General features: G+C 72.3%; 12 protein-coding genes. 8 read left to right on the forward strand and 4 right to left on the reverse strand.

Annotated features, from left to right (window positions below):
- Positions 1 to 105: 105 nt before the first annotated feature.
- A complete protein-coding gene (locus tag ACIRRS_RS26900; protein WP_402975734.1) occupies positions 106 to 1,080 on the forward strand; it encodes a DUF4349 domain-containing protein in 975 nt (324 codons plus the stop codon).
- A 54-nt stretch (positions 1,081 to 1,134) separates the two neighbouring features.
- Here the strand turns inward: ACIRRS_RS26900 and hemE are convergent, their stop codons facing one another.
- Positions 1,135 to 2,217: a uroporphyrinogen decarboxylase gene (gene hemE, locus ACIRRS_RS26905; protein ID WP_402975798.1), complete on the reverse strand. Its 1,083-nt coding sequence runs from the start codon at positions 2,215 to 2,217 to the stop codon at positions 1,135 to 1,137.
- Between the two features lie 190 nt (positions 2,218 to 2,407).
- Between hemE and ACIRRS_RS26910 the strand changes: the two genes are divergently transcribed.
- From ACIRRS_RS26910 to ACIRRS_RS26930, 5 genes are all read left to right on the forward strand, one after another.
- Positions 2,408 to 3,070 (forward strand): DUF3000 domain-containing protein, encoded by a 663-nt coding sequence (locus ACIRRS_RS26910; protein WP_402975736.1) that lies wholly within the window; start codon positions 2,408 to 2,410, stop codon positions 3,068 to 3,070.
- Positions 3,071 to 3,392: 322 nt separating this feature from the next.
- A complete protein-coding gene (locus ACIRRS_RS26915) occupies positions 3,393 to 4,106 on the forward strand; it encodes a LuxR C-terminal-related transcriptional regulator (RefSeq protein ID WP_402975738.1) in 714 nt (237 codons plus the stop codon).
- Positions 4,107 to 4,329: 223 nt separating this feature from the next.
- Complete coding sequence (locus tag ACIRRS_RS26920) at positions 4,330 to 5,592, forward strand: ribonuclease D (protein WP_402975740.1); 1,263 nt, start codon at positions 4,330 to 4,332, stop codon at positions 5,590 to 5,592.
- Positions 5,593 to 5,833: 241 nt separating this feature from the next.
- Positions 5,834 to 7,078: a thiolase family protein gene (locus ACIRRS_RS26925; protein ID WP_402975742.1), complete on the forward strand. Its 1,245-nt coding sequence runs from the start codon at positions 5,834 to 5,836 to the stop codon at positions 7,076 to 7,078.
- Positions 7,079 to 7,080: 2 nt separating this feature from the next.
- Complete coding sequence (locus tag ACIRRS_RS26930; protein ID WP_402975744.1) at positions 7,081 to 9,228, forward strand: 3-hydroxyacyl-CoA dehydrogenase NAD-binding domain-containing protein; 2,148 nt, start codon at positions 7,081 to 7,083, stop codon at positions 9,226 to 9,228.
- Positions 9,229 to 9,291: 63 nt separating this feature from the next.
- On the opposite strand, the gene ACIRRS_RS26935 is transcribed toward ACIRRS_RS26930, so the two are convergent.
- The 3 genes from ACIRRS_RS26935 to ACIRRS_RS26945 form a co-directional block, all read right to left on the reverse strand.
- Entirely contained in the window at positions 9,292 to 10,821 is a 1,530-nt protein-coding gene (locus tag ACIRRS_RS26935) for an ArnT family glycosyltransferase (RefSeq protein ID WP_402975746.1), read from the reverse strand.
- A 116-nt stretch (positions 10,822 to 10,937) separates the two neighbouring features.
- Positions 10,938 to 12,845, reverse strand: a complete 1,908-nt coding sequence (dxs, locus tag ACIRRS_RS26940; protein WP_402975747.1) for a 1-deoxy-D-xylulose-5-phosphate synthase — start codon at positions 12,843 to 12,845, stop codon at positions 10,938 to 10,940.
- A gap of 292 nt (positions 12,846 to 13,137) precedes the next feature.
- Positions 13,138 to 14,316: an ROK family protein gene (locus tag ACIRRS_RS26945; RefSeq protein WP_402975748.1), complete on the reverse strand. Its 1,179-nt coding sequence runs from the start codon at positions 14,314 to 14,316 to the stop codon at positions 13,138 to 13,140.
- Between the two features lie 246 nt (positions 14,317 to 14,562).
- Here ACIRRS_RS26945 and ACIRRS_RS26950 point away from each other — a divergent pair, with 246 nt between their 5' ends.
- Together ACIRRS_RS26950 and pepN are read left to right on the forward strand one after the other, a co-directional pair.
- Positions 14,563 to 16,344, forward strand: coding sequence for a hypothetical protein (locus ACIRRS_RS26950; protein WP_402975750.1), 1,782 nt, complete (start codon positions 14,563 to 14,565; stop codon positions 16,342 to 16,344).
- A 167-nt stretch (positions 16,345 to 16,511) separates the two neighbouring features.
- The gene (pepN, locus tag ACIRRS_RS26955) at positions 16,512 to 19,112 is read left to right on the forward strand and encodes an aminopeptidase N (RefSeq protein ID WP_402975752.1); all 2,601 of its coding nucleotides are present in this window, start codon (positions 16,512 to 16,514) and stop codon (positions 19,110 to 19,112) included.
- Positions 19,113 to 19,137: the final 25 nt, after the last annotated feature.

A 19,137-nucleotide genomic window follows, 5' to 3' on the forward strand; every position in this document is an offset into this window, starting at 1 on the left:
GCTCCGCGTCCGACCTGTGATCGAGCTGCGACCTCCCGGGCGGGTCCCACAGCTTCCTCGCCCCGTCCAATGGCCATGAACACCAACGGACTTGGGGAGGGCCCGATGAGGGGACGAAGCAGAGCGAGCGCACTGGCGGCCGCAGCGGCCGCGGCGGTGCTGCTGCTGGGGGGCTGCGGCGCGGGCGCGGAGCGCAGCGAGAGCAGCGGCGCCGCAGCCGCTGCCAAGGGTGACGCGGCGGCAGCACCCGCCGCGCCCGCCACCGGGGCACCCGCCCCCGCGAACGGCGCCAACGCCACAGGCGCCAAGCCCGTACCGCCCGCGGCCGACTCCCGTCTGATCTCGTACACCGCCCAGCTCACCGTCCGCACCAAGGACGTGAGCCAGGCCCTCACCAAGGCACGGGAGTTGACCGCCGCCGCGGGCGGCTACGTCGGCTCCGAGTCGATCCAGACCCCCGCCGGCGCCGTCCCCTCCGGCCAGGTGCAGCTGAAGATCCCCTCCGCCGCCTTCCAGTCCTCCCTGGACCAGTTGGCCACCCTCGGCGAGGTGCTCTCCCGCACCAGCCAGGCCGACGACCTCACCCAGCAGGTGGCCGACGTGTCGAGCCGGGTGCAGTCCCAGCAGGCGAGCGTGGAGCGGGTCCGGGCGCTGATGGGGCAGGCGAAGTCGCTGGCCGACGTCACCGCGCTGGAGGCCGAGCTGAGCAGGCGGGAGGCGGATCTCGAGTCGCTGCAGCGGCAGCAGAAGGAGCTGGCCGCGAAGACGTCCTACTCGACGGTCACCCTGGTCCTGCGCGGCGAGGACGCGGCGCCCGAGCCGGCGCCCGTGAAGAAGAAGGACGAGGACAAGGGCTTCTGGTCCGCCGTCGGCGACGGCCTGTCCGGCGGCTGGGACCTGCTGGTGACGATCGTGCGCGGCCTGTCCGTGGCCCTCGCCGCCCTGGCGCCGTTCCTGCTGGTCCTGGGCGTACCGGCGCTGGTCGCCTACCGCGTGATCCGTCGCCGTCGCCCCGCCCCGAAGCCCACGGAACCCCAGGCGGCCCCCGAGACGGACGAGGAGGCCGAGGGGCAGGAGTGAGAACGCCGGTGGGCGGGCCCCGGGAAGGGCCCGCCCACCGCTACGACGAGAACGTCAGCGCGCGCTGGCCTCGTGCACGAACTCGACGAGCCGGGTGAGCGCGTCCGGGTCCATGGACGGCAGCACGCCGTGCCCGAGGTTGAAGATGTGCCCGCTGGTGCCGAGCGCCTGGGCGGCGTGCAGCACCTCGCGGGCCTTGGTCTCGACGACCCGGGTGGGCGCGAACAGCACCGCCGGGTCGAGGTTGCCCTGCAGCCCCTTGCCGGGCCCGACCCGCTCGGCGGCGACGTTCAGCGGCACCCGCCAGTCGACGCCGACGATGTCCGCGCCGGCCTGGCCCATGAGGCCGAGCAGTTCGCCGGTGCCGACGCCGAAGTGGATGCGCGGCACGCCGTAGTGGGCGACGGAGTCGAAGACCTTGGTGCTGGCGGGCATCACCGAGCGGCGGTAGTCGTCCGGCGCGAGCGAGCCGACCCAGGAGTCGAAGAGCTGGACGGCCGAGGCGCCGGCCTCGATCTGCACCTTGAGGAAGGCCGAGGTGATGTCCGCGAGCCGGTCCACGAGGGCGGCCCACAGCTCGGGCTCGCCGTACATCATGGCCTTGGTGTTCTCGTGGTTCTTGGACGGCCCGCCCTCGACCAGGTAGCTGGCGAGCGTGTACGGCGCCCCGGCGAAGCCGATCAGCGGGGTCCCGCCGAGCTCCTCGACGAGCATGCCGATGGCCTCGGTGACGTAGGGGACGTCGTCCGGCTCCAGCGGGCGCAGCCGCTCGAGGTCCGCGAAGCTGCGGATCGGGTCGGCGATGACCGGGCCGACCTTCGGCTGGATCTCCACGTCGACGCCGATGGCCTTGAGGGGCACCACGATGTCGCTGAAGAAGATCGCCGCGTCCACGTTGTGCCGGCGCACGGGCTGGAGGGTGATCTCCTTGACCAGCTCGGGCCGGGTGCAGGACTCCAGCATCGTGGTGCCCTCGCGCACCTTGTGGTACTCGGGCAGCGAGCGGCCGGCCTGGCGCATGAACCAGACCGGGGTGTGCGGCACCGGCTCGTGCCGGCAGGCGCGCAGGAACGCGGAGTCGTGCGCGGCGCCGCGGCGCGCGGGGGTGGGCCGGCCGTCGTGGGCGGCCGCCGTGATGTCTGCCGTTGTCTCGCTCACGGGGTGAATCTTCGCATGCGCGGCGGGGCTCCTCCTCGGGCCACCCTCGGCCGCGCGGGACCAAGATCGCCCGGGGACGGGGCGGGATTCGGCCGCGTTTGCCGTTCCGGCACGCCGCTGACGCGGAAGTTGCGGCGTCGACCGGGGTTTTCCACCTAGTCTTCGGGGCATGGCAGCGGTCGGAGGGCACCCCGCGCAGGGTGGCGCAGCAGGTGGCGGAACGGGTCGGGAGGGGGCGCCGAGCGAGTTCCGCGCGGCCGTGGAGGCCCTCGACGGGGCGCGGCTGCGGCCCGAGGTGCAGCTCTCCCCCGCACCGGCCCCGCGCCGGCTGGCCCCGTACGCGTTCGCGGTGACCGCCTCGGTGGAGGTGGACGGCGACGAGCTGGCCGACGGCCGCCTGGTGCTGCTGCACGACCCGGCCGGGCAGGAGGCCTGGAACGGAGACTTCCGGGTGGTGACGATGACCCGGGCCGAGGTGGACCCGGACATGGCGGGCGACCCGATGCTCTCCGAGGTCGGCTGGGCCTGGCTGCTGGATGCGCTCCAGGGGCACGGCGCCGGGTACGCGGAGCCCTCGGGCACGGTGACCCGCTGCGCCTCGCAGTACTTCGGCGGTCTGGCGGACCGCCCCTCCTCGACGGAGATCGAGATCCGGGCGTCCTGGACCCCGGCTGACGGCCGTTTCGAGCGGCACCTCGCGGCCTGGGCGGACCTGCTGTGCGTCAGCGCCGGTCTGCCGCCCGCGCCCTCGGCCGCGCAGTCGCCGTCGGAGGTCACGTCACTCGGCGGAGTGGTCCCGATGCCCGCGCGTCGACGCCCCCGGTCGCACTGACGGGTGGTGCCCGGCCCGGTCGGCACCGCGGGGCCGGGGCGCCACCCCCAGGGCTGACGGAGTGTGGCTTCGGACCCGGTCTGCGTCAATACCTCGATGGTTCGTGACCGTTCTGCAAGGAATGTGATCGATTTTGTGCGAATACAGGGCATGTCGCATCAGTCATATGCGCGATTTGTCCGTATTGTTACTCACTAGATCGTGATCTTTCGCTAAAGCCGGGCACGGTAGCTGCCGAAGCAGACTGTGACCCTTTCCGAACGCGGAACACTCCGAACCGCCCCCTTCGGGGTTCCGTCCGCCACTCCCCGCAGGAGACCTGGTGTCGGTCCTTCTCGAGCACCCCGCAAACGTGGTCGCCTACCGGCCGACCAAGCCCACCGCCATGGTGGTCATCGCCGATCCCCGTGTCCGAAACACCGTCACCCGCCACCTGTGGGCGCTCGGCGTCCGGGACGTGATCGAGGTGTCCTCGATCGCCGAGGCCCGCCCCCGGGTCTCCACCCCGCGCGACATCTGCGTCGCCGACGTCCACCTCCCGGACGGCTCCGGACTGACGATCCTCGCCGAGACCCGCGCCGCGGGCTGGCCCAACGGCCTGGCCCTCTCCGCCGCCGACGACATCGGCGCCGTCCGCAGCGCGCTGGCCGGCGGCGTCAAGGGCTACGTGGTCACCGGCACCCGCACCAACATCGCCATGCCGGGCCGCCCGGGCCTGCCGCTCGGCGCCGGGCTGGCCGGCCGGATGCGCCGCCCCGGGATGCCGGGCATGCCCGGGGCGGCCGGTGCGCAGGGCGCTCCCGGCGCCCCCGGTGCGCAGGGCCCGCAGCAGCCCGCCTACCGCGAACTGTCGGGCCGTGAGGTCGAGGTGCTGCGCCTGGTCGCCGAGGGCCAGTCCAACAAGGCGATCGGCGTGGCGATGGGCCTGTCGGCACTGACCGTCAAGAGCCACCTGGCCCGCATCGCCCGCAAGCTCGGCACCGGCGACCGCGCCGGGATGGTCGCGGTCGCGCTGCGCACCGGCATCATCCACTGAGCCGGCCGGTCCGGTCCCGCTGCGGCGGTCGAGGAGGAACGTTTCCTCCTCGACCGCCGCAGTCGTCCCGGAGCGGACACGGTGCGGACACGGAGCGCGGCGCCGATCGGGACACGGATCGGGACACGGGTCAGGACACGGGTCGGGACACGGAACGGCCTCGAAGGCGGTCTGACCAGTCCGACAACACTCCTGGTTCTCAAAACCGTCATACCCTTGGTGGGTGACCGACGCCGTAGCAGCCATCCCAGAAGAAGCAGCCCCGGTCCCGCTCCTCGAACCGAAGGAGGGGATCCCACCCGTCGTGGTGGACGAGGAGGCGCTGGCCGCCACCGTCGCCGCGTTCGCGGCGGGCACCGGGCCGGTCGCCGTCGACGCCGAGCGGGCCTCCGGCTACCGCTACGGGCAGCGCGCGTACCTGATCCAGCTGCGCCGCGCCGGCGCGGGCAGCGCGCTGATCGACCCGATCGCCTGCCCCGACCTCAGCGCCCTCGGCGAGGCCCTGGCGGACGCCGAATGGGTGGTGCACGCCGCCACCCAGGACCTCCCCTGTCTGGCCGAGGTCGGGATGAGACCGGAGCGCCTCTTCGACACCGAGCTCGCCGGGCGCATCGCGGGCTTCGCCCGGGTCGGCCTCGGGCCGATGACGGAGCACGTGCTCGGGCTGAGCCTGGCCAAGGAGCACTCGGCGGTGGACTGGTCCACCCGCCCGCTGCCCGAGCCGTGGCTGCGCTACGCCGCTCTGGACGTCGAGGTGCTGGTCGAGCTGCGCGACGCACTCGAACAGGAGCTGGACGCCCAGGGCAAGCTCGAGTGGGCCCTGGAGGAGTTCGCCGCGATCGCCGCCGCGCCCCGCCCGGCCCCGCGCACCGACCCGTGGCGGCGCACCTCGCAGCTGCACAAGATCCGCCGGCGCCGCCAGCTCGCCGTGGTGCGCGAGCTGTGGGTCGCCCGCGACCGCATGGCGCAGGAGCGCGACGTCTCGCCGGGCCGGGTCCTCCCGGACGCCGCGATCGTCAACGCCGCGCTGGCCATGCCGCTCAACCTCGCCGCGCTCCAGGCCGTCCAGGGCTTCGGCCCCCGCGTCCACCGGCGCCAGCTGGAGCAGTGGCTCGCCGCCGTGCAGCGCGGCCGGGAGGTCCCGGAGAACCAGCTCCCGCCCTCCGCCGCCCCGCACGACGGCCCGCCGCCGCCGCGCGCCTGGGCCGAGAAGGACCCGGTGGCCGCCGCCCGGCTCTCCGGCGCGCGCACGGCCGTCAGCGAGCTGGCCGAGCGGCACAACCTGCCGCCGGAGAACCTGATCACCCCGGACCACGTCCGCCGGGTGTCCTGGGAGCCGCCGGCGGACGGAAGCACCGTGAACGTGGCCGCCGCGCTGCGCCGGCTCGGCGCCCGCCAGTGGCAGGTCGACCTGGTGGCCCCGGCGATGGCCGCCGCCTTCGCCACCGCCGCCGACACGGCCGCGGCCACCGCCGCGCAGAACTGACGCCGCAGGACACCGCAGGGCCCCGGAGGGGGCGCCGCCCGCACGGGTGGCGCCCCCTTTCGCGCCCCGTGCGGCAGGCCCGCTGGTGGGACGTGTCGCGGGACACACGGGCCGAACCCTCCGAGGGGCCTGGGCAGGCTGGTTACCGACCGGTAGCATGACGGTGGAGCGGCGCCGCCCGGGTCTTCGACGGCGGCAGCCTGCCCACCTCGAACTGTTGGTCCCTGGGAGGAGAGCCCCCGTGCCTCGTACCGCGAGGGACGTCGTCTTCGTCGATGGCGTCCGCACCCCGTTCGGCAAGGCCGGCCCGAAGGGCATCTACCACGAGACCCGTGCCGACGACCTCGTCGTCAAGTGCATCCGGGAGCTCGTGCGCCGCAACCCGAACCTGCCCGTCGAGCGCATCGACGAGGTCGCCATCGCGGCCACCACGCAGATCGGCGACCAGGGTCTGACGATCGGCCGTACCGCCGCCCTGCTGTCCGGCCTGCCGAAGTCCGTCCCCGGCTACGCGATCGACCGCATGTGCGCCGGCGCCCTGACCGCCGTGACCACCACCGCCGGCGGCATCGCCTTCGGCGCGTACGACGTGGTCGTGGCCGGCGGCGTCGAGCACATGGGCCGTCACCCGATGGGCGAGGGCGTCGACCCGAACCCGCGCTTCGTCTCCGAGAAGCTCGTCGACGAGTCCGCCCTGTTCATGGGCATGACCGCCGAGAACCTGCACGACCGCTTCCCGCACATCACCAAGGAGCGCTGCGACGCCTACGCCGTGCGCTCCCAGGAGAAGGCGGCGAAGGCGTACGCCAACGGCGACATCCAGCCCGACCTGGTGCCGATCTCGATCCGCAACACCAACCCCGAGGTCGGCGAGACCGGCTGGGGCCTGGCCACTACGGACGAGCCGATGCGCCCGGGCACCACGATGGAGTCCCTGGCGGGCCTGAAGACCCCGTTCCGTCCGCACGGCAACATCACCGCGGGCAACTCGGCCGGTCTGAACGACGGCGCCACCGCCTCGCTGCTGGCCGCCGAGGACGTCGCCGAGGAGCTCGGCCTCCCGGTCAGGATGCGCCTGGTCTCGTACGCCTTCGTGGGCGTCGAGCCCGAGGTCATGGGCATCGGCCCGGTGCCGGCCACCGAGAAGGCCCTGGCCAAGGCCGGTCTGACCATCGACGACATCCAGGCCTTCGAGGTCAACGAGGCCTTCGCCGTCCAGGTCCTGGCGTTCCTCGACCACTACGGCATCGCCGACGACGACGAGCGCGTCAACCCGTACGGCGGCGCGATCGCCTTCGGGCACCCGCTGGCCTCCTCGGGCGTGCGCCTGATGAACCAGCTGGCCCGCCGCTTCGAGCAGCGCCCGGACGTCCGTTACGGCCTCACCACGATGTGCATCGGGTTCGGCATGGGTGCGACCGTCATCTGGGAGAACCCCCATTGGAGCGGAGCGGAAAAGTCTTCTGAGTTCGAGGGTGGTAAGTGAGCATGAGCACCACGACTGAGCTGCTCCAGCACGGCGCCGAGCTGTTCCCGGGCGAGGTCGTCACGACCGCCCACGTGCGCCACCTGGACCTGCCGCTGCAGGCCGGCAAGCTGGCCCTGATCACCCTGGACAACGGCTTCGACCACACCAAGCCGACCACCTTCGGCCCGGGCTCGCTGCTCAAGCTGAACGAGGCGCTGGACCAGGTCGAGGCCGAGGCCGCCGAGGGCAAGATCGTCGGTGCGGCGATCACCGGCAAGCCGTTCATCTTCGCCGTCGGCGCCGACCTCAAGGGCGTCGAGCTGCTGAAGGAGCACGCGGACGCGCTGGCCATCGGCAAGGGCGGCCACGAGGTCTTCAAGCGGATCGGCGCGCTGCCCGTCCCGACCTTCGCCTTCTACAACGGCGCGGCCATGGGCGGCGGCGTCGAGGTCGGCCTGCACTGCGACTACCGCACGGTGTCGGCGGGCGTCCCGGCGTTCTCGCTGCCCGAGGTCTTCCTCGGCCTCGTCCCCGGCTGGGGCGGCTGCACCATCCTGCCGAACCTGATCGGCGCCGGCCGGGCCGTGAAGGTCATCATCGAGAACTCGATGAACCAGAACAAGCAGCTCAAGGGCAAGGACGTGTTCGAGCTGGGGATCGCCGACGCGATCTTCGAGCCGGCCGACTTCCTGGAGCAGTCGCTGCTGTGGGCCGCCAAGGTCCTCAAGGGCGACGTCGTGGTCGAGCGCGAGGCGATCGACCGCGGCAAGGCCTGGGACGACGCCGTCCTGTGGGGCCGCATGGTCGCCGACGCCAAGGTGCACGGCGCCGCGCCAGCCGCCTACAAGGCGCTCGACATCATCGAGGCGGTCAAGGACGCCGACTTCGCGGACAAGGCCAGCCTCCAGGCCGGCTTCGACGCCGAGGACGCGGCCCTGGCCGACCTCATCATGAGCGGCGAGCTGCGCAGCGGCATCTACGCCTTCAACCTGGTGCAGCGCCGGGCCAAGCGGCCCGTCGGCGCCCCGGACAAGGCGCTGGCCCGTCCGGTCAGCAAGGTCGGCGTCGTCGGCGCGGGCCTGATGGCCTCGCAGCTGGCGCTGCTGTTCGCCCGCCGTCTGGAGGTGCCGGTGGTCCTCACCGACATCGACCAGGAGCGCGTGGACAAGGGCGTCGGCTACGTCCACGCCGAGATCGACAAGCTGCTCGCCAAGGGCCGCGTCGGGCAGGACAAGGCCAACCGCCTCAAGGGCCTGGTCTCGGGCTCGCTGGACAAGGCCGCCGCCTTCGGCGACGCGGACTTCGTCATCGAGGCCGTGTTCGAGGAGATGGGCGTCAAGCAGACCGTCTTCGCGGACCTGGAGAAGGTCGTCTCGCCGACCTGCGTACTGGCGACCAACACCTCCTCGCTGTCCGTCACCGAGATGGCCTCGAAGCTGCAGCACCCCGAGCGGGTCGTCGGCTTCCACTTCTTCAACCCGGTCGCGATCCTGCCGCTGCTGGAGATCGTCCGCGGCGACTCGACCGACGACGCCTCGCTGGCCACCGCCTTCGCGGTGTCCAAGAAGCTGAAGAAGACCTCGGTCCTGTGCAAGGACCGCCCCGCGTTCGTGGTGAACCGGATCCTGACCCGCTTCATGGGCGAGATCCAGAACATCATCGACGAGGGCACCCCGATCGCCGCCGTCGAGAAGGCCGTCGAGCCGCTCGGCCTGCCGATGTCCCCGATCGTGCTGCTGGAGCTGGTCGGCCCGGCCATCGCCCTGCACGTGTCGGAGACCCTGGCCGGCGCCTTCCCGGAGCGGTTCACCGTCTCCGAGAACCTCGGCAAGGTCGTCAAGGCCGGCAAGCGCGGCTTCTACACCTGGGTCGACGGCAAGCAGGTCCTCGACCCCGAGGTCCTGGAGCTGCTGAGCTTCGGCGACACCGTGCTGACCGAGGAGCAGGTCCGCGCCCGCTCGCTGGAGGCCGTGGCGCAGGAGATCGGCCTGATGCTGGAGGAGGGTGTCGTCGCCGAGGCGCAGGACATCGACCTCTGCATGATCACCGGTGCCGGCTGGCCCTTCCACCTGGGCGGGATCACCCCGTACCTGGACCGCGAGGGCGTCTCGGAGCGCGTGAACGGCAAGGCGTTCCTCGCCCCCGGCGTGGCCTCCGTGCCCGCCTAGGCGAAGCCCGTATGTACGCCGGAGCCCCGGTGACCGAGATGGTCACCGGGGCTCCGGCGTTCGTCACTTCTTGAGGCGGTAGACCACGGTGTCGGCGAAGACGCCGACCATCTCGTAGTGGGTGTCCAGCAGGTTCTCGATCCGGGGGACCATGACCGGCTGGTACGGGGCGATGCCGGAGTCGTCCACGACGACCTCGGGAAGGCCGTTGGCCAGCTCCTTGTCGAAGGTCTGCCAGGCGTTGGAGACGCTGAACTGCTCGCCCACGTTGGGGCTGCCGTCCTTGCCGCCGCTGTAGTTGGTGAGGAAGCCGGCCGTCAGGTAGCGGGTGGCGGGCTTGCGGTCGGCCAGCCAGTACAGCTCGGGGTGCATGCCCCAGACCAGCACGGTGTCCTTGGGGCTGGTCTGGGCGGCGACGGCGGCGGCCACCTCGTTGTTCCGGTTGAGCTGCTCCCCCGGCCAGGCCAGCGCCAGGCCCCAGAAGGCCGTGGCGGCGACCGTGGTGTACGCGATGACGGGCCTCCAGCGGACGGCGGAGGTCGCGACCGCGCCGGTGCCCAGCAGGACCAGCGGGGGCATCAGCTGGAGGTAGTAGTGGCCGAAGAAGTGGAAGCCCACGCTGACGGCGACCACGGAGGACAGCAGCCAGATCCAGAGGTCCCCGGTGGAGCCGTGCTCCTCGCCGGCCACGGGCAGCGGGCGGTGGCGGTGCTTGAGCCAGAGCCGGCGCGCGACCGGGAACAGGAAGCCGAGCCCGGCGGCGACCAGGATGGCCGAGTTGCCGAGCGCCCGGCCGAGCATCTGGAGCCAGGCGCCGCCGAAGGTCGCGTAGTCGCCGCTGCCGGTCACCACCCAGAAGAGGAAGCCCTTGGGCTTGGTCAGGATGACCGCGACCAGCGCTATCGGCAGGGTGAAGCCGAAGGCGATCTTGAACAGGGCGGAAGGCCAGCGCACCCCTCGGCGGCGGGTGTCCTGGAACAGCATCCACAGGACGGGCAGCAGGACGGCCCCGCCCGTCTGCTTGGTGAGCGAGCAGAGGGCGACGGCGATGCCGGCGGCCAGCCAGCGGCGGCGCTCGGCGTAGCGGAAGGCGGCCACCATGGCGGGCAGCATGAAGACCTCGAAGGTCGCCGCCTGGGTGTCCTCCGGGGAGAGGCCGATGGAGACCAGCAGGTAGAGCAGCCCGGCGCCGGCTCCGGCGCGGTTGCCCCAGCGGCCGCGGGCGATCGAGGCCAGCAGGATCGCGGTGACCAGGTGGGCGACGACGGCCAGGGTGCGCAGCGGCCAGAGCGAGGCGGAGCCGAAGACCCAGAAGCAGGCCTGGTAGAGCCAGGGCAGCAGCGGGGGCTTGCGGTCGACCACGGTGTCGTAGAGGACGCCGCCGTCGGCGAGCATCCGGGCCTGGGTCGCCAGGAAGCCCTCGTCCGGGCTCCAGACGGGCCGGGCGAAGGAGGGGATGTGGGTGGCGAGTGCGACCAGTGCGAGGACCGGCACCAGCCTGGTCCAGTACCCCTGGCGGACACGGGTACGGACGCGCTCGGCCAGGCTCGGGGCCTGCCCGGCGGGGCGGGGGCGGGTGGGGGTGGTCGGCACGGTTGACAACCTACCGGGCGGGAACGGCGCGGGTGGCGCCGGTCCCGCCTTTCGGTGCGATTGTCAGGTTGTTTGGTGGCGTTCTGTGACAGAGCGCCGCCTCACGGGGCCGGGGCTCAGGCCTCGACCGGGGTCGCGGCGTCGAGCTTGGCGACCAGGGCCGTCACCTTGCGGGCGATGTCCGGGGCGTTGAGGCCGATCTCGGCGAGGATCTCGCCGCGGCTCGCGTGGTCCAGGAACTCCTGCGGGATGCCGAAGTCGCGCACCGGCAGGTCCACGTCCGCGTCGCGCAGGGCCTGGGCCACGGCGGCGCCGACGCCGCCGACGCGGCCGTTGTCCTCGATGGTGACGACCACGCGGTGCTCGGCGGCCAGGCCCGGCAGGGCCTCGTCGACGGGCTTGACCCAGCGCGGGTCGACCACGGTGGCGGTGATGCCCTGGGCGGCCAGCAGGTCGGCGACCTCCAGGCTGGTGGTGGCCATCGCGCCGACCGAGACGACCAGCACGTCGGCGCGGTGGGCGCCGGAGGGCTCCTCGGCCGCGCGCAGCACGTCCATGCCGCCGATCCGGCCGACCGCGGGGACGGCGGGGCCGACGGTGCCCTTGGAGTAGCGGACCACCGTCGGGGCGTCCTCGACCTGGACGGCCTCGCGCAGCTGGGCGCGGACCTGGTCGGCGTCGCGCGGGGCGGCCAGCCGCAGGCTCGGGATCACCTGGAGGATGGACATGTCCCACATGCCGTTGTGCGAGGCGCCGTCCGTGCCGGTGACGCCGGCCCGGTCGAGGACGAAGGTGACGCCCAGCTTGTGCAGGGCGACGTCCATCAGGACCTGGTCGAAGGCGCGGTTGAGGAACGTCGCGTAGACCGCGAACACCGGGTGCAGGCCGTTGGTGGCCAGGCCGGCGGCGCTGGTGACGGCGTGCTGCTCGGCGATGCCGACGTCGAAGATCCGGTCCGGGAACTCCTTGGCGAAGGGGGCCAGGCCGACGGGGTGGAGCATCGCGGCGGTGATCGCGACGATGTCCTCGCGCTCGTGGCCGAGGGCGACCATCTCCTCGCCGAAGACGGAGGTCCAGTCCTTGCCCGAGTTCTTGACCGGCAGGCCGGTGTCCGGGTGGATGACGCCGACGGCGTGGAAGCGGTCCTCGTCGTTGTTCTCGGCGGCGTGGTAGCCGCGGCCCTTCTCGGTGAGGCAGTGCACGATCACCGGGCCGCCGAAGCCGCGCGCCTTGGTCAGCGCGGACTCCAGGGCGGTGAGGTCGTGGCCGTCGATCGGGCCGATGTACTTGAGGCCGAGGTCCTCGAACATGCCCTGCGGGGCGATGAAGTCCTTGAGGCCCTTCTTGGCGCCGTGCAGGGTCTCGAACAGCTGCTGGCCGACGACCGGGGTGCGCTGGAGGGCGTCCTTGCCCCAGGAGAGGAAGCGCTCGTAGCCCTGGGTGGTGCGCAGGGTGGCGAGGTGGTTGGCCAGGCCGCCGATGGTCGGCGAGTAGGAGCGCTCGTTGTCGTTGACGACGATGACGACCGGCAGGTCCTTGGCGTCGGCGATGTTGTTGAGCGCCTCCCAGGCCATGCCGCCGGTGAGCGCGCCGTCACCGATGACGGCGACGACCGGGTCGGCCTTGCCCTGGATCCTGTTGGCCTTGGCCAGCCCGTCGGCGTACGAGAGGACGGTGGAGGCGTGCGAGTTCTCGATCACGTCGTGCTCGGACTCGGCGCGCGAGGGGTAGCCGGACAGGCCGCCGCTCATCTTCAGCCGGGAGAAGTCCTGGCGGCCGGTGAGCAGCTTGTGGACGTAGCTCTGGTGGCCGGTGTCGAAGAGGATCCGGTCGCGCGGGGAGTCGAAGACCCGGTGCAGGGCGATGGTGAGCTCCACCACGCCGAGGTTGGGGCCGAGGTGGCCGCCCGTCTTGGAGACCTCGGTCACCAGGAAGGTCCGGATCTCCTGGGCCAGTGCGGCCAGCTGTCCGGGCGTGAGCCGGTCGAGATCGCGCGGTCCCCGAATGCGGGTCAGCAGGGCCACCCGTTCCTCCTCGTTCAAGTGTTCGCGGACCGCGGGGGTCCGGCGGGCGTCGCTGCCCGGTCCGGCGGCTGGCCGGTCGGTCCGGCCGGTGCCGACCGGTCGAGTCTAGTGTCCGCTTGCCGGACGCCGAGCGGCGCGGCCGGTGCCGTCGTTCGGTTACCGCCATTCCCGGAGGTCGCGGCGGGGGTGGCGGTCAAGCTGGATTGACGTACGGATGTTCGATGGACGGGGTGTGTACGGTCCGCTCCCGGCCCTGACCTCGGCCTGACCTCGACCTGGCCTCGGCCTGGCCTCAGCCCCGGCCGAGGGCGCCGGACTCCCCCATCTCGCTCATCACCATGGCCAGCGCCCCGAGCACCTCCGCCCGGCCGCCCAGGGTGCCCGGGACGACGGACAGCTGGCGGGCGGCGCTGGGGATCGCGTAGCGGGCCACCGAGTCCCGGATCGGGGCGAGCACCAGCTCACCGGCCTCGGCGAGGTCCCCGCCGAGGATCACCCGGCGCGGGTTGAGCAGGTTGCACAGCATCGCCACGCCCGTCCCGATCTGGCGGCCGGCGTCGGCGATCACCCGGCGGCAGCCCAGGTCCCCCTGGTGCGCCAGCTCCACCACCCGGGGCAGGGAGAGGTCCGGGCCGAGGGTCGGGGCGAGCAGGGACAGCAGGTAGCGGGAACCGACGAAGGTCTCCAGGCAACCGCGGTTGCCGCAGCGGCAGACCGGGCCCGCCTCGTCCAGGGTGATGTGCCCGATCTCACCCGCCGTACCGCCCGGGCCGCAGTAGATCTGGCCGTTGACCACCAGGCCGGCGCCCACGCCGCTGGCCACCTTGATGTACGCGAGGTCGCTCAGCCCCCGGCCCGCGCCCCAGACCAGCTCGCCGAGGGCGCCCAGGTTGGCGTCGTTGTCCACGTGCACCGGCATCCCGAGCCGCTCGGCCAGCTCCCGGCCCGGGGCGATGCCCGTCCAGCCGGGCAGGATCGCGGTCGAGCCGAGCGCGCCGGTCTCCACGTCGATCGGGCCGGGCACGCCCAGGCCGACGCCGATCACCTTCTCCGGACGGAACCCGGCCTGCTCCAGCAGCCGCTCGACCATGGCCTCCGCCCGGTCGAAGCCCTGCGCGGCGGAGACGTCCACGTCGATCGGGGCGCTCTCCTCCGCCAGGACCCGGTGCGCGAGGTTGCCGACGGCCACCCGCAGGTGGGTGTGGCCGAAGTCGATGCCGACCACGATGCCCGCGTCCCCGCTGAGCGAGACGCTGCGGGCGCGGCGGCCGCCGGAGGAGGTGTCGGCGACCACGACGGTGCCGCTCTCCTTCAGTTCCCGCACGATGTTGGACACGGTGGCCGCCGAGAGGCCGGTGCCCCGGGCGATCTCGGCCTGTGTCAGCGAGCCGGCCATCCGCACCGCGCGCAGCACCCGCTCCAGGTTGGCCCGGTGCAGGGACGACTGCGATCCCGGTGTGTCCGTCGACATGATCCACCCTCCCAGGGCGGGGAACCCTCCGCCGGGCGTCCCCTTCGACTTCTGAAGCCTAGGGGGTCCTGGTCGAGGCGGGCGCCTGTGGTGGCGGGGTGGGGCCGGGGTGAAGGGAAGGGGGTGGCAGAGGCCTGGCGATGGCCGAAAAGAACGCACCACTAGCATGGTGCCCAATCTCACCCGTCCCGCCGGAACCAGGACGGTACCGGCAGGGGGACGAATCCAGACATGACGGGGAATCAGATGGCAGGGGATCAGCCCACGCCGGGCGCGGGCGACGCGCCCGGCAGCGGCCCGCAGGACAATCGCGGCGTCTCGTTCGGCCGCCGGCCGGGGGTCGACCCGGCCGCCGTCGCGGACCAGATGACGCAGATGGACGGCGCCGCCGTCCCGGGCCAGGGCGCTCCGGCCCAGCCGCCCGCACCGCCGGCCCAGCCGCCGACGCCGCCCGCGCAGCCGCCGGCCGGCGCCGACTACGCGGCGTACGCGCCCACCGCCGCCGGCTTCCCCAGCCAGGCCCCGCCGCCCGCGGGCGCGCCGGTCGGCCCGTACGACCCGGTGCCCGGCGGCTACGGCGCCCCGGACCCCAACCAGCAGGGCTACGCCGCCTACGGGTACCCGCAGCAGCAGCCCGGCTACGGCTACCCCGGCGCGCCGGTGCCGCCCGCGCCGAAGCAGCGCAACCCGGTCATGCTCTGGGGCGGGATCATCGGCGGCGTGCTGGCCATCGCCATCGTGATCGGCCTCGTCGTCCTGCTCCAGCCCAAGCCGGACCCGTCGCCGAACAACAACGCCTCCGGCGGCACCACCACCTCCGCGGGCACCGACGCCGGCCCCGTCACCAGCCCGAGCAACGACACCAAGGGCGGCGGCGCCTCGTACAACGTCGCCTGGAACGCCGCCAAGGGCACCAACTCCGACACCAGCTCGCAGATGCTCGCGCTCTGGGGCACGGACAAGGCCGTCGTGCGCGTCGACAGCACCGGCATCCGCGCGTTCAACCTGACGGACGGCAAGGAGGCGTGGAACATCCCCGTGCCCTCCGGCGGCAAGGAGTACTGCGCCGCGTCGTACGGGACCAACGCCAAGAACCTCGGCGCCATCGCCGTCAACACCGGTGACTACGACTGCTCCACCGTGGGCGTCGTCGACCTGACCCAGGGCAAGATCAGCTGGACGGTCAAGGCCGGTGCCGACAAGCTCTCCTCGCCGACCCTCAGCATCACCGACAAGGTCGTCGCCTACGCCGGCAGCGCCGTCGGCGCCCTGAACGTCGACAACGGCGCCGCGGCCTGGACGTACACGCCGCGCGCCAAGATCTGCAGCATGACCGCCCGCGCCGCCGGCGCGCAGATCGCCGTCAGCGACCGCTGCTACGACGACAGCGTCCAGAAGTCCGTGCTCCAGGTGCTCAACTCGGAGAACGGCTCGGCCGTCAGCGGCCAGATCCCGCTGACCGGTTCGATCGAGCGGATCGACAAGGTCATCCAGGAGCAGCCGCTCGTCCTGGTCATGGCCAGCGGCCCGAACGGCGACTACATCCTGCCGTTCGACAAGGACAACAAGCCGGGCAACCAGATGTCCACCAAGGAGCCCGGCTCCGACAGCCTGCGCCTGTCCGGCCGCTCCGACGCGTTCACCCAGAACGTCATCAGCGGCAGCACCATGTACGTGCAGGTCGGCGGCGGGAAGTCGGGCATCAACGCCTACGACCTGACCACCGGCAAGCGGATCTGGTCGACCACCTCCACCAACTCGACCAACGACATGCGCCTCGTCGCCGGCACCGACAAGCAGGGCAAGGTGCGCGCGATCGTCAGCCAGGGCTACAACAAGCCCGCCCGGCTCGTCACCCTCTCGCCCACCGACGGGTCGATGAGCGACATGGGGACGCTGGCCATGGGCAACGGCCTGGACATCGGCATGAGCATGGCCGAGTACGTGATCGGCGACGACGGCGGCTCGGTGTACGCCTTCCGCCGCAACTACAGCTCGGACGCGCCCGTCACCAAGTGGAAGAAGTGACGGCGGGGTTGAGCTCCCCGGTGTGACACCGGGTGCGCGAGAGGCGGGGCGGGTACGGGCCGAAGGGCCCGGACCCGCCCCGCCTGCGATTATTCGGCGGGCCCCAACGTTGGGCATGCGAGGATGCGGGGGATTCCAAGCATCAGCCCGACGAAGGAGTGCAGCCAGTGCCCGGCACCAACCTGACCCGCGAGGAGGCCCGCACCCGGGCCGACCTCCTGCGCGTGGACTCGTACGACATCGACCTCGACCTGGGTACGGCCCGTGAGGGCGGCACCTTCCGGTCCACCACCGTGGTCCGGTTCACCGCCACCACGCCCGGCGCGGACACCTTCATCGACCTCGTCGCCCCGAGCGTCGAGGAGATCACCCTCAACGGCGCCTCGCTCGACCCGGCGAGCTTCGACGACAGCCGCATCCCGCTGCCCGGCCTGGCGGCCGAGAACGAGCTGCGGATCGTCGCCGACTGCGCCTACACCAACACGGGCGAGGGCCTGCACCGGTTCGTCGACCCGGTCGACGGCGAGACCTACCTCTACACCCAGTTCGAAGTACCGGACGCCCGGCGGGTGTTCGCCAACTTCGAGCAGCCCGACCTCAAGGCCGTCTTCACCTTCACCGTGACGGCGCCCACGGGCTGGGTCGTGGTCTCCAACTCGCCGACGCCCGTCCCGGCTCCGGTCGGTGAAGGAGACACCCAGGTCTGGTCGTTCGAGCCCACCGGCCGGATCTCCACCTACATCACCGCGCTGATCGCCGGCCCGTACGTCGGCGTCTTCGACACGTACGAGAACGGCGAGCAGCGCGTGCCGCTCGGCGTATACTGCCGGCCGTCGCTGCGCGAGTACCTCGACGCCGACGCCGTGTTCGCGGTCACCAAGCAGGGCTTCGACTACTTCCAGGAGAAGTTCGACTTCCCCTACCCGTTCGCCAAGTACGACCAGCTCTTCGTCCCGGAGTTCAACGCCGGCGCGATGGAGAACGCGGGCGCCGTCACCCTGCGCGACCAGTACGTGTTCCGCTCCAAGGTCACCGACGCCGCCTACGAGGGCCGCGCCGCGACGATCCTGCACGAGCTCGCCCACATGTGGTTCGGCGACCTCGTCACCATGGAGTGGTGGAACGACCTCTGGCTCAACGAGTCCTTCGCGACCTTCGCCGAGACCGTCTGCCAGGCCGAGGCCCCGGGTTCGCGCTGGCCGCACTCCTGGACCACCTTCGCCAACCAGATGAAGACCTGGGCCTACCGGCAGGACCAACTGCCCTCCACCCACCCGATCATGGCGGAGATCAACGACCTGGAGGACGTCCAGGTCAACTTCGACGGCATCACCTACGCCAAGGGCGCCTCGGTGCTCAAGCAGCTGGTCGCCTACGTCGGCCAGGACGCCTTCTTCCAGGGCGTACGGGCGTACTTCAAGCGCCACGCCTGGGGCAACACCCGGCTCAGCGACCTCCTCGGGGCGCTGGAGGAGGCCAGCGGGCGCGACCTCAAGGCCTGGTCGCAGGCCTGGCTGGAGACGGCCGGCATCAACGTGCTGCGCCCGTCGATCGTGCTGAACACGGACGGCGAGATCGAGTCCTTCGCCGTGCTGCAGGAGGCGCCGGCCCTGCCCGCCGGGGCCAAGGGCGAGGCCGTGCTGCGGCCGCACCGGATCGCGATCGGCCTGTACGAGCTGGTGGAGGGCTCGGACGGGTCGGGCAGCTCGCTGGTGCGGGTCGAGCGGATCGAGCTGGACGTCGACGGGGAGCGCACCGAGGTGCCGCAGCTCGTCGGGCGCCACCGGCCGGCCGTCGTGCTGCTCAACGACGACGACCTGTCGTACGCCAAGATCCGCCTCGACGAGGACTCGCTGGCCGTCGTCACCGAGCACCTCGGCGGCTTCACCGAGTCGCTGCCGCGCGCGCTGTGCTGGGCCTCCGCCTGGGACATGACCCGCGACGGCGAGCTGGCCGCCCGCGACTACCTGGCGCTCGCTCTCTCCGGCCTCGAGCGGGAGACGGACATCGGCGTCGTCCAGTCCGTGCAGCGGCAGGTCAAGCTCGCCCTCGACGCGTACGCCGACCCGGCCTGGCGGGAGGAGGGCCTGCAGCGCTGGGCCGCCGCCGCCGAGGAGTTCCTGCGCGCCGCCGAGGGGGGCAGCGACCTCCAGCTCGCCTGGGCCCGTACGCTCGCCTCCGTCGCGCGGACGGACGGGCAGCTCGGCCTGCTGGCGGGGCTGCTGGACGGCTCGGTCGAGATCGAGGGCCTGGCCGTGGACACCGAGCTGCGCTGGACGCTGCTGGTGCGGCTGGCCGCCACCGGTCGCGCCGACGAAGCCGCCGTCGCGGCCGAACTGGAGCGGGACAACACCGCCGCCGGCCAGGAGTACGCGGCCACCTGCCGGGCGGCGCGGCCGACCGCGGAGGCCAAGGCGGAGGCCTGGGCCTCGGTGGTGGAGTCGGACGAGCTGACGAACTACGTGCAGGAGGCCGTGATCGTCGGCTTCCAGCAGGCGGACCAGCGGGAGCTCCTGGAGCCGTACGGGGAGAAGTACTTCGCCGTGGTGAAGGAGGTCTGGGAGGACCGCAGCCACGAGATCGCCAACCAGATCATCGTCGGGCTGTACCCGGGGACGAACGTGTCGGAGGCGACGCTGGCGGCGACGGACGCGTGGCTGGCCTCGGCCGAGCCGGCGCCGTCGCTGCGCCGGCAGGTCATCGAGGCGCGGGCCGGGATCGAGCGGGCGCTGAAGGCGCAGGCGGTGGACCGGGCGGCCTCTTCGTGAGGAATGCCTGAAGGGGCGCCGGACG

The sequence above is a fragment of the Kitasatospora sp. NPDC101183 genome, assembly GCF_044767945.1.
In the GTDB taxonomy this organism is placed as follows: Bacteria; Actinomycetota; Actinomycetes; order Streptomycetales; family Streptomycetaceae; genus Kitasatospora.

Excerpts from the sequence above, each read along its gene's own strand:
- ACIRRS_RS26900 (WP_402975734.1), top strand. The coding sequence starts at position 106 with ATGAGGGGACGAAGCAGAGCGAGCGCACTGGCGGCCGCAGCGGCCGCG.
- ACIRRS_RS26910 (WP_402975736.1), top strand. The coding sequence starts at position 2,408 with ATGGCAGCGGTCGGAGGGCACCCCGCGCAGGGTGGCGCAGCAGGTGGC.
- ACIRRS_RS26930 (WP_402975744.1), top strand. The coding sequence starts at position 7,081 with ATGAGCACCACGACTGAGCTGCTCCAGCACGGCGCCGAGCTGTTCCCG.
- ACIRRS_RS26945 (WP_402975748.1), bottom strand. The coding sequence starts at position 14,316 with ATGTCGACGGACACACCGGGATCGCAGTCGTCCCTGCACCGGGCCAAC.
- ACIRRS_RS26950 (WP_402975750.1), top strand. The coding sequence starts at position 14,563 with ATGGCAGGGGATCAGCCCACGCCGGGCGCGGGCGACGCGCCCGGCAGC.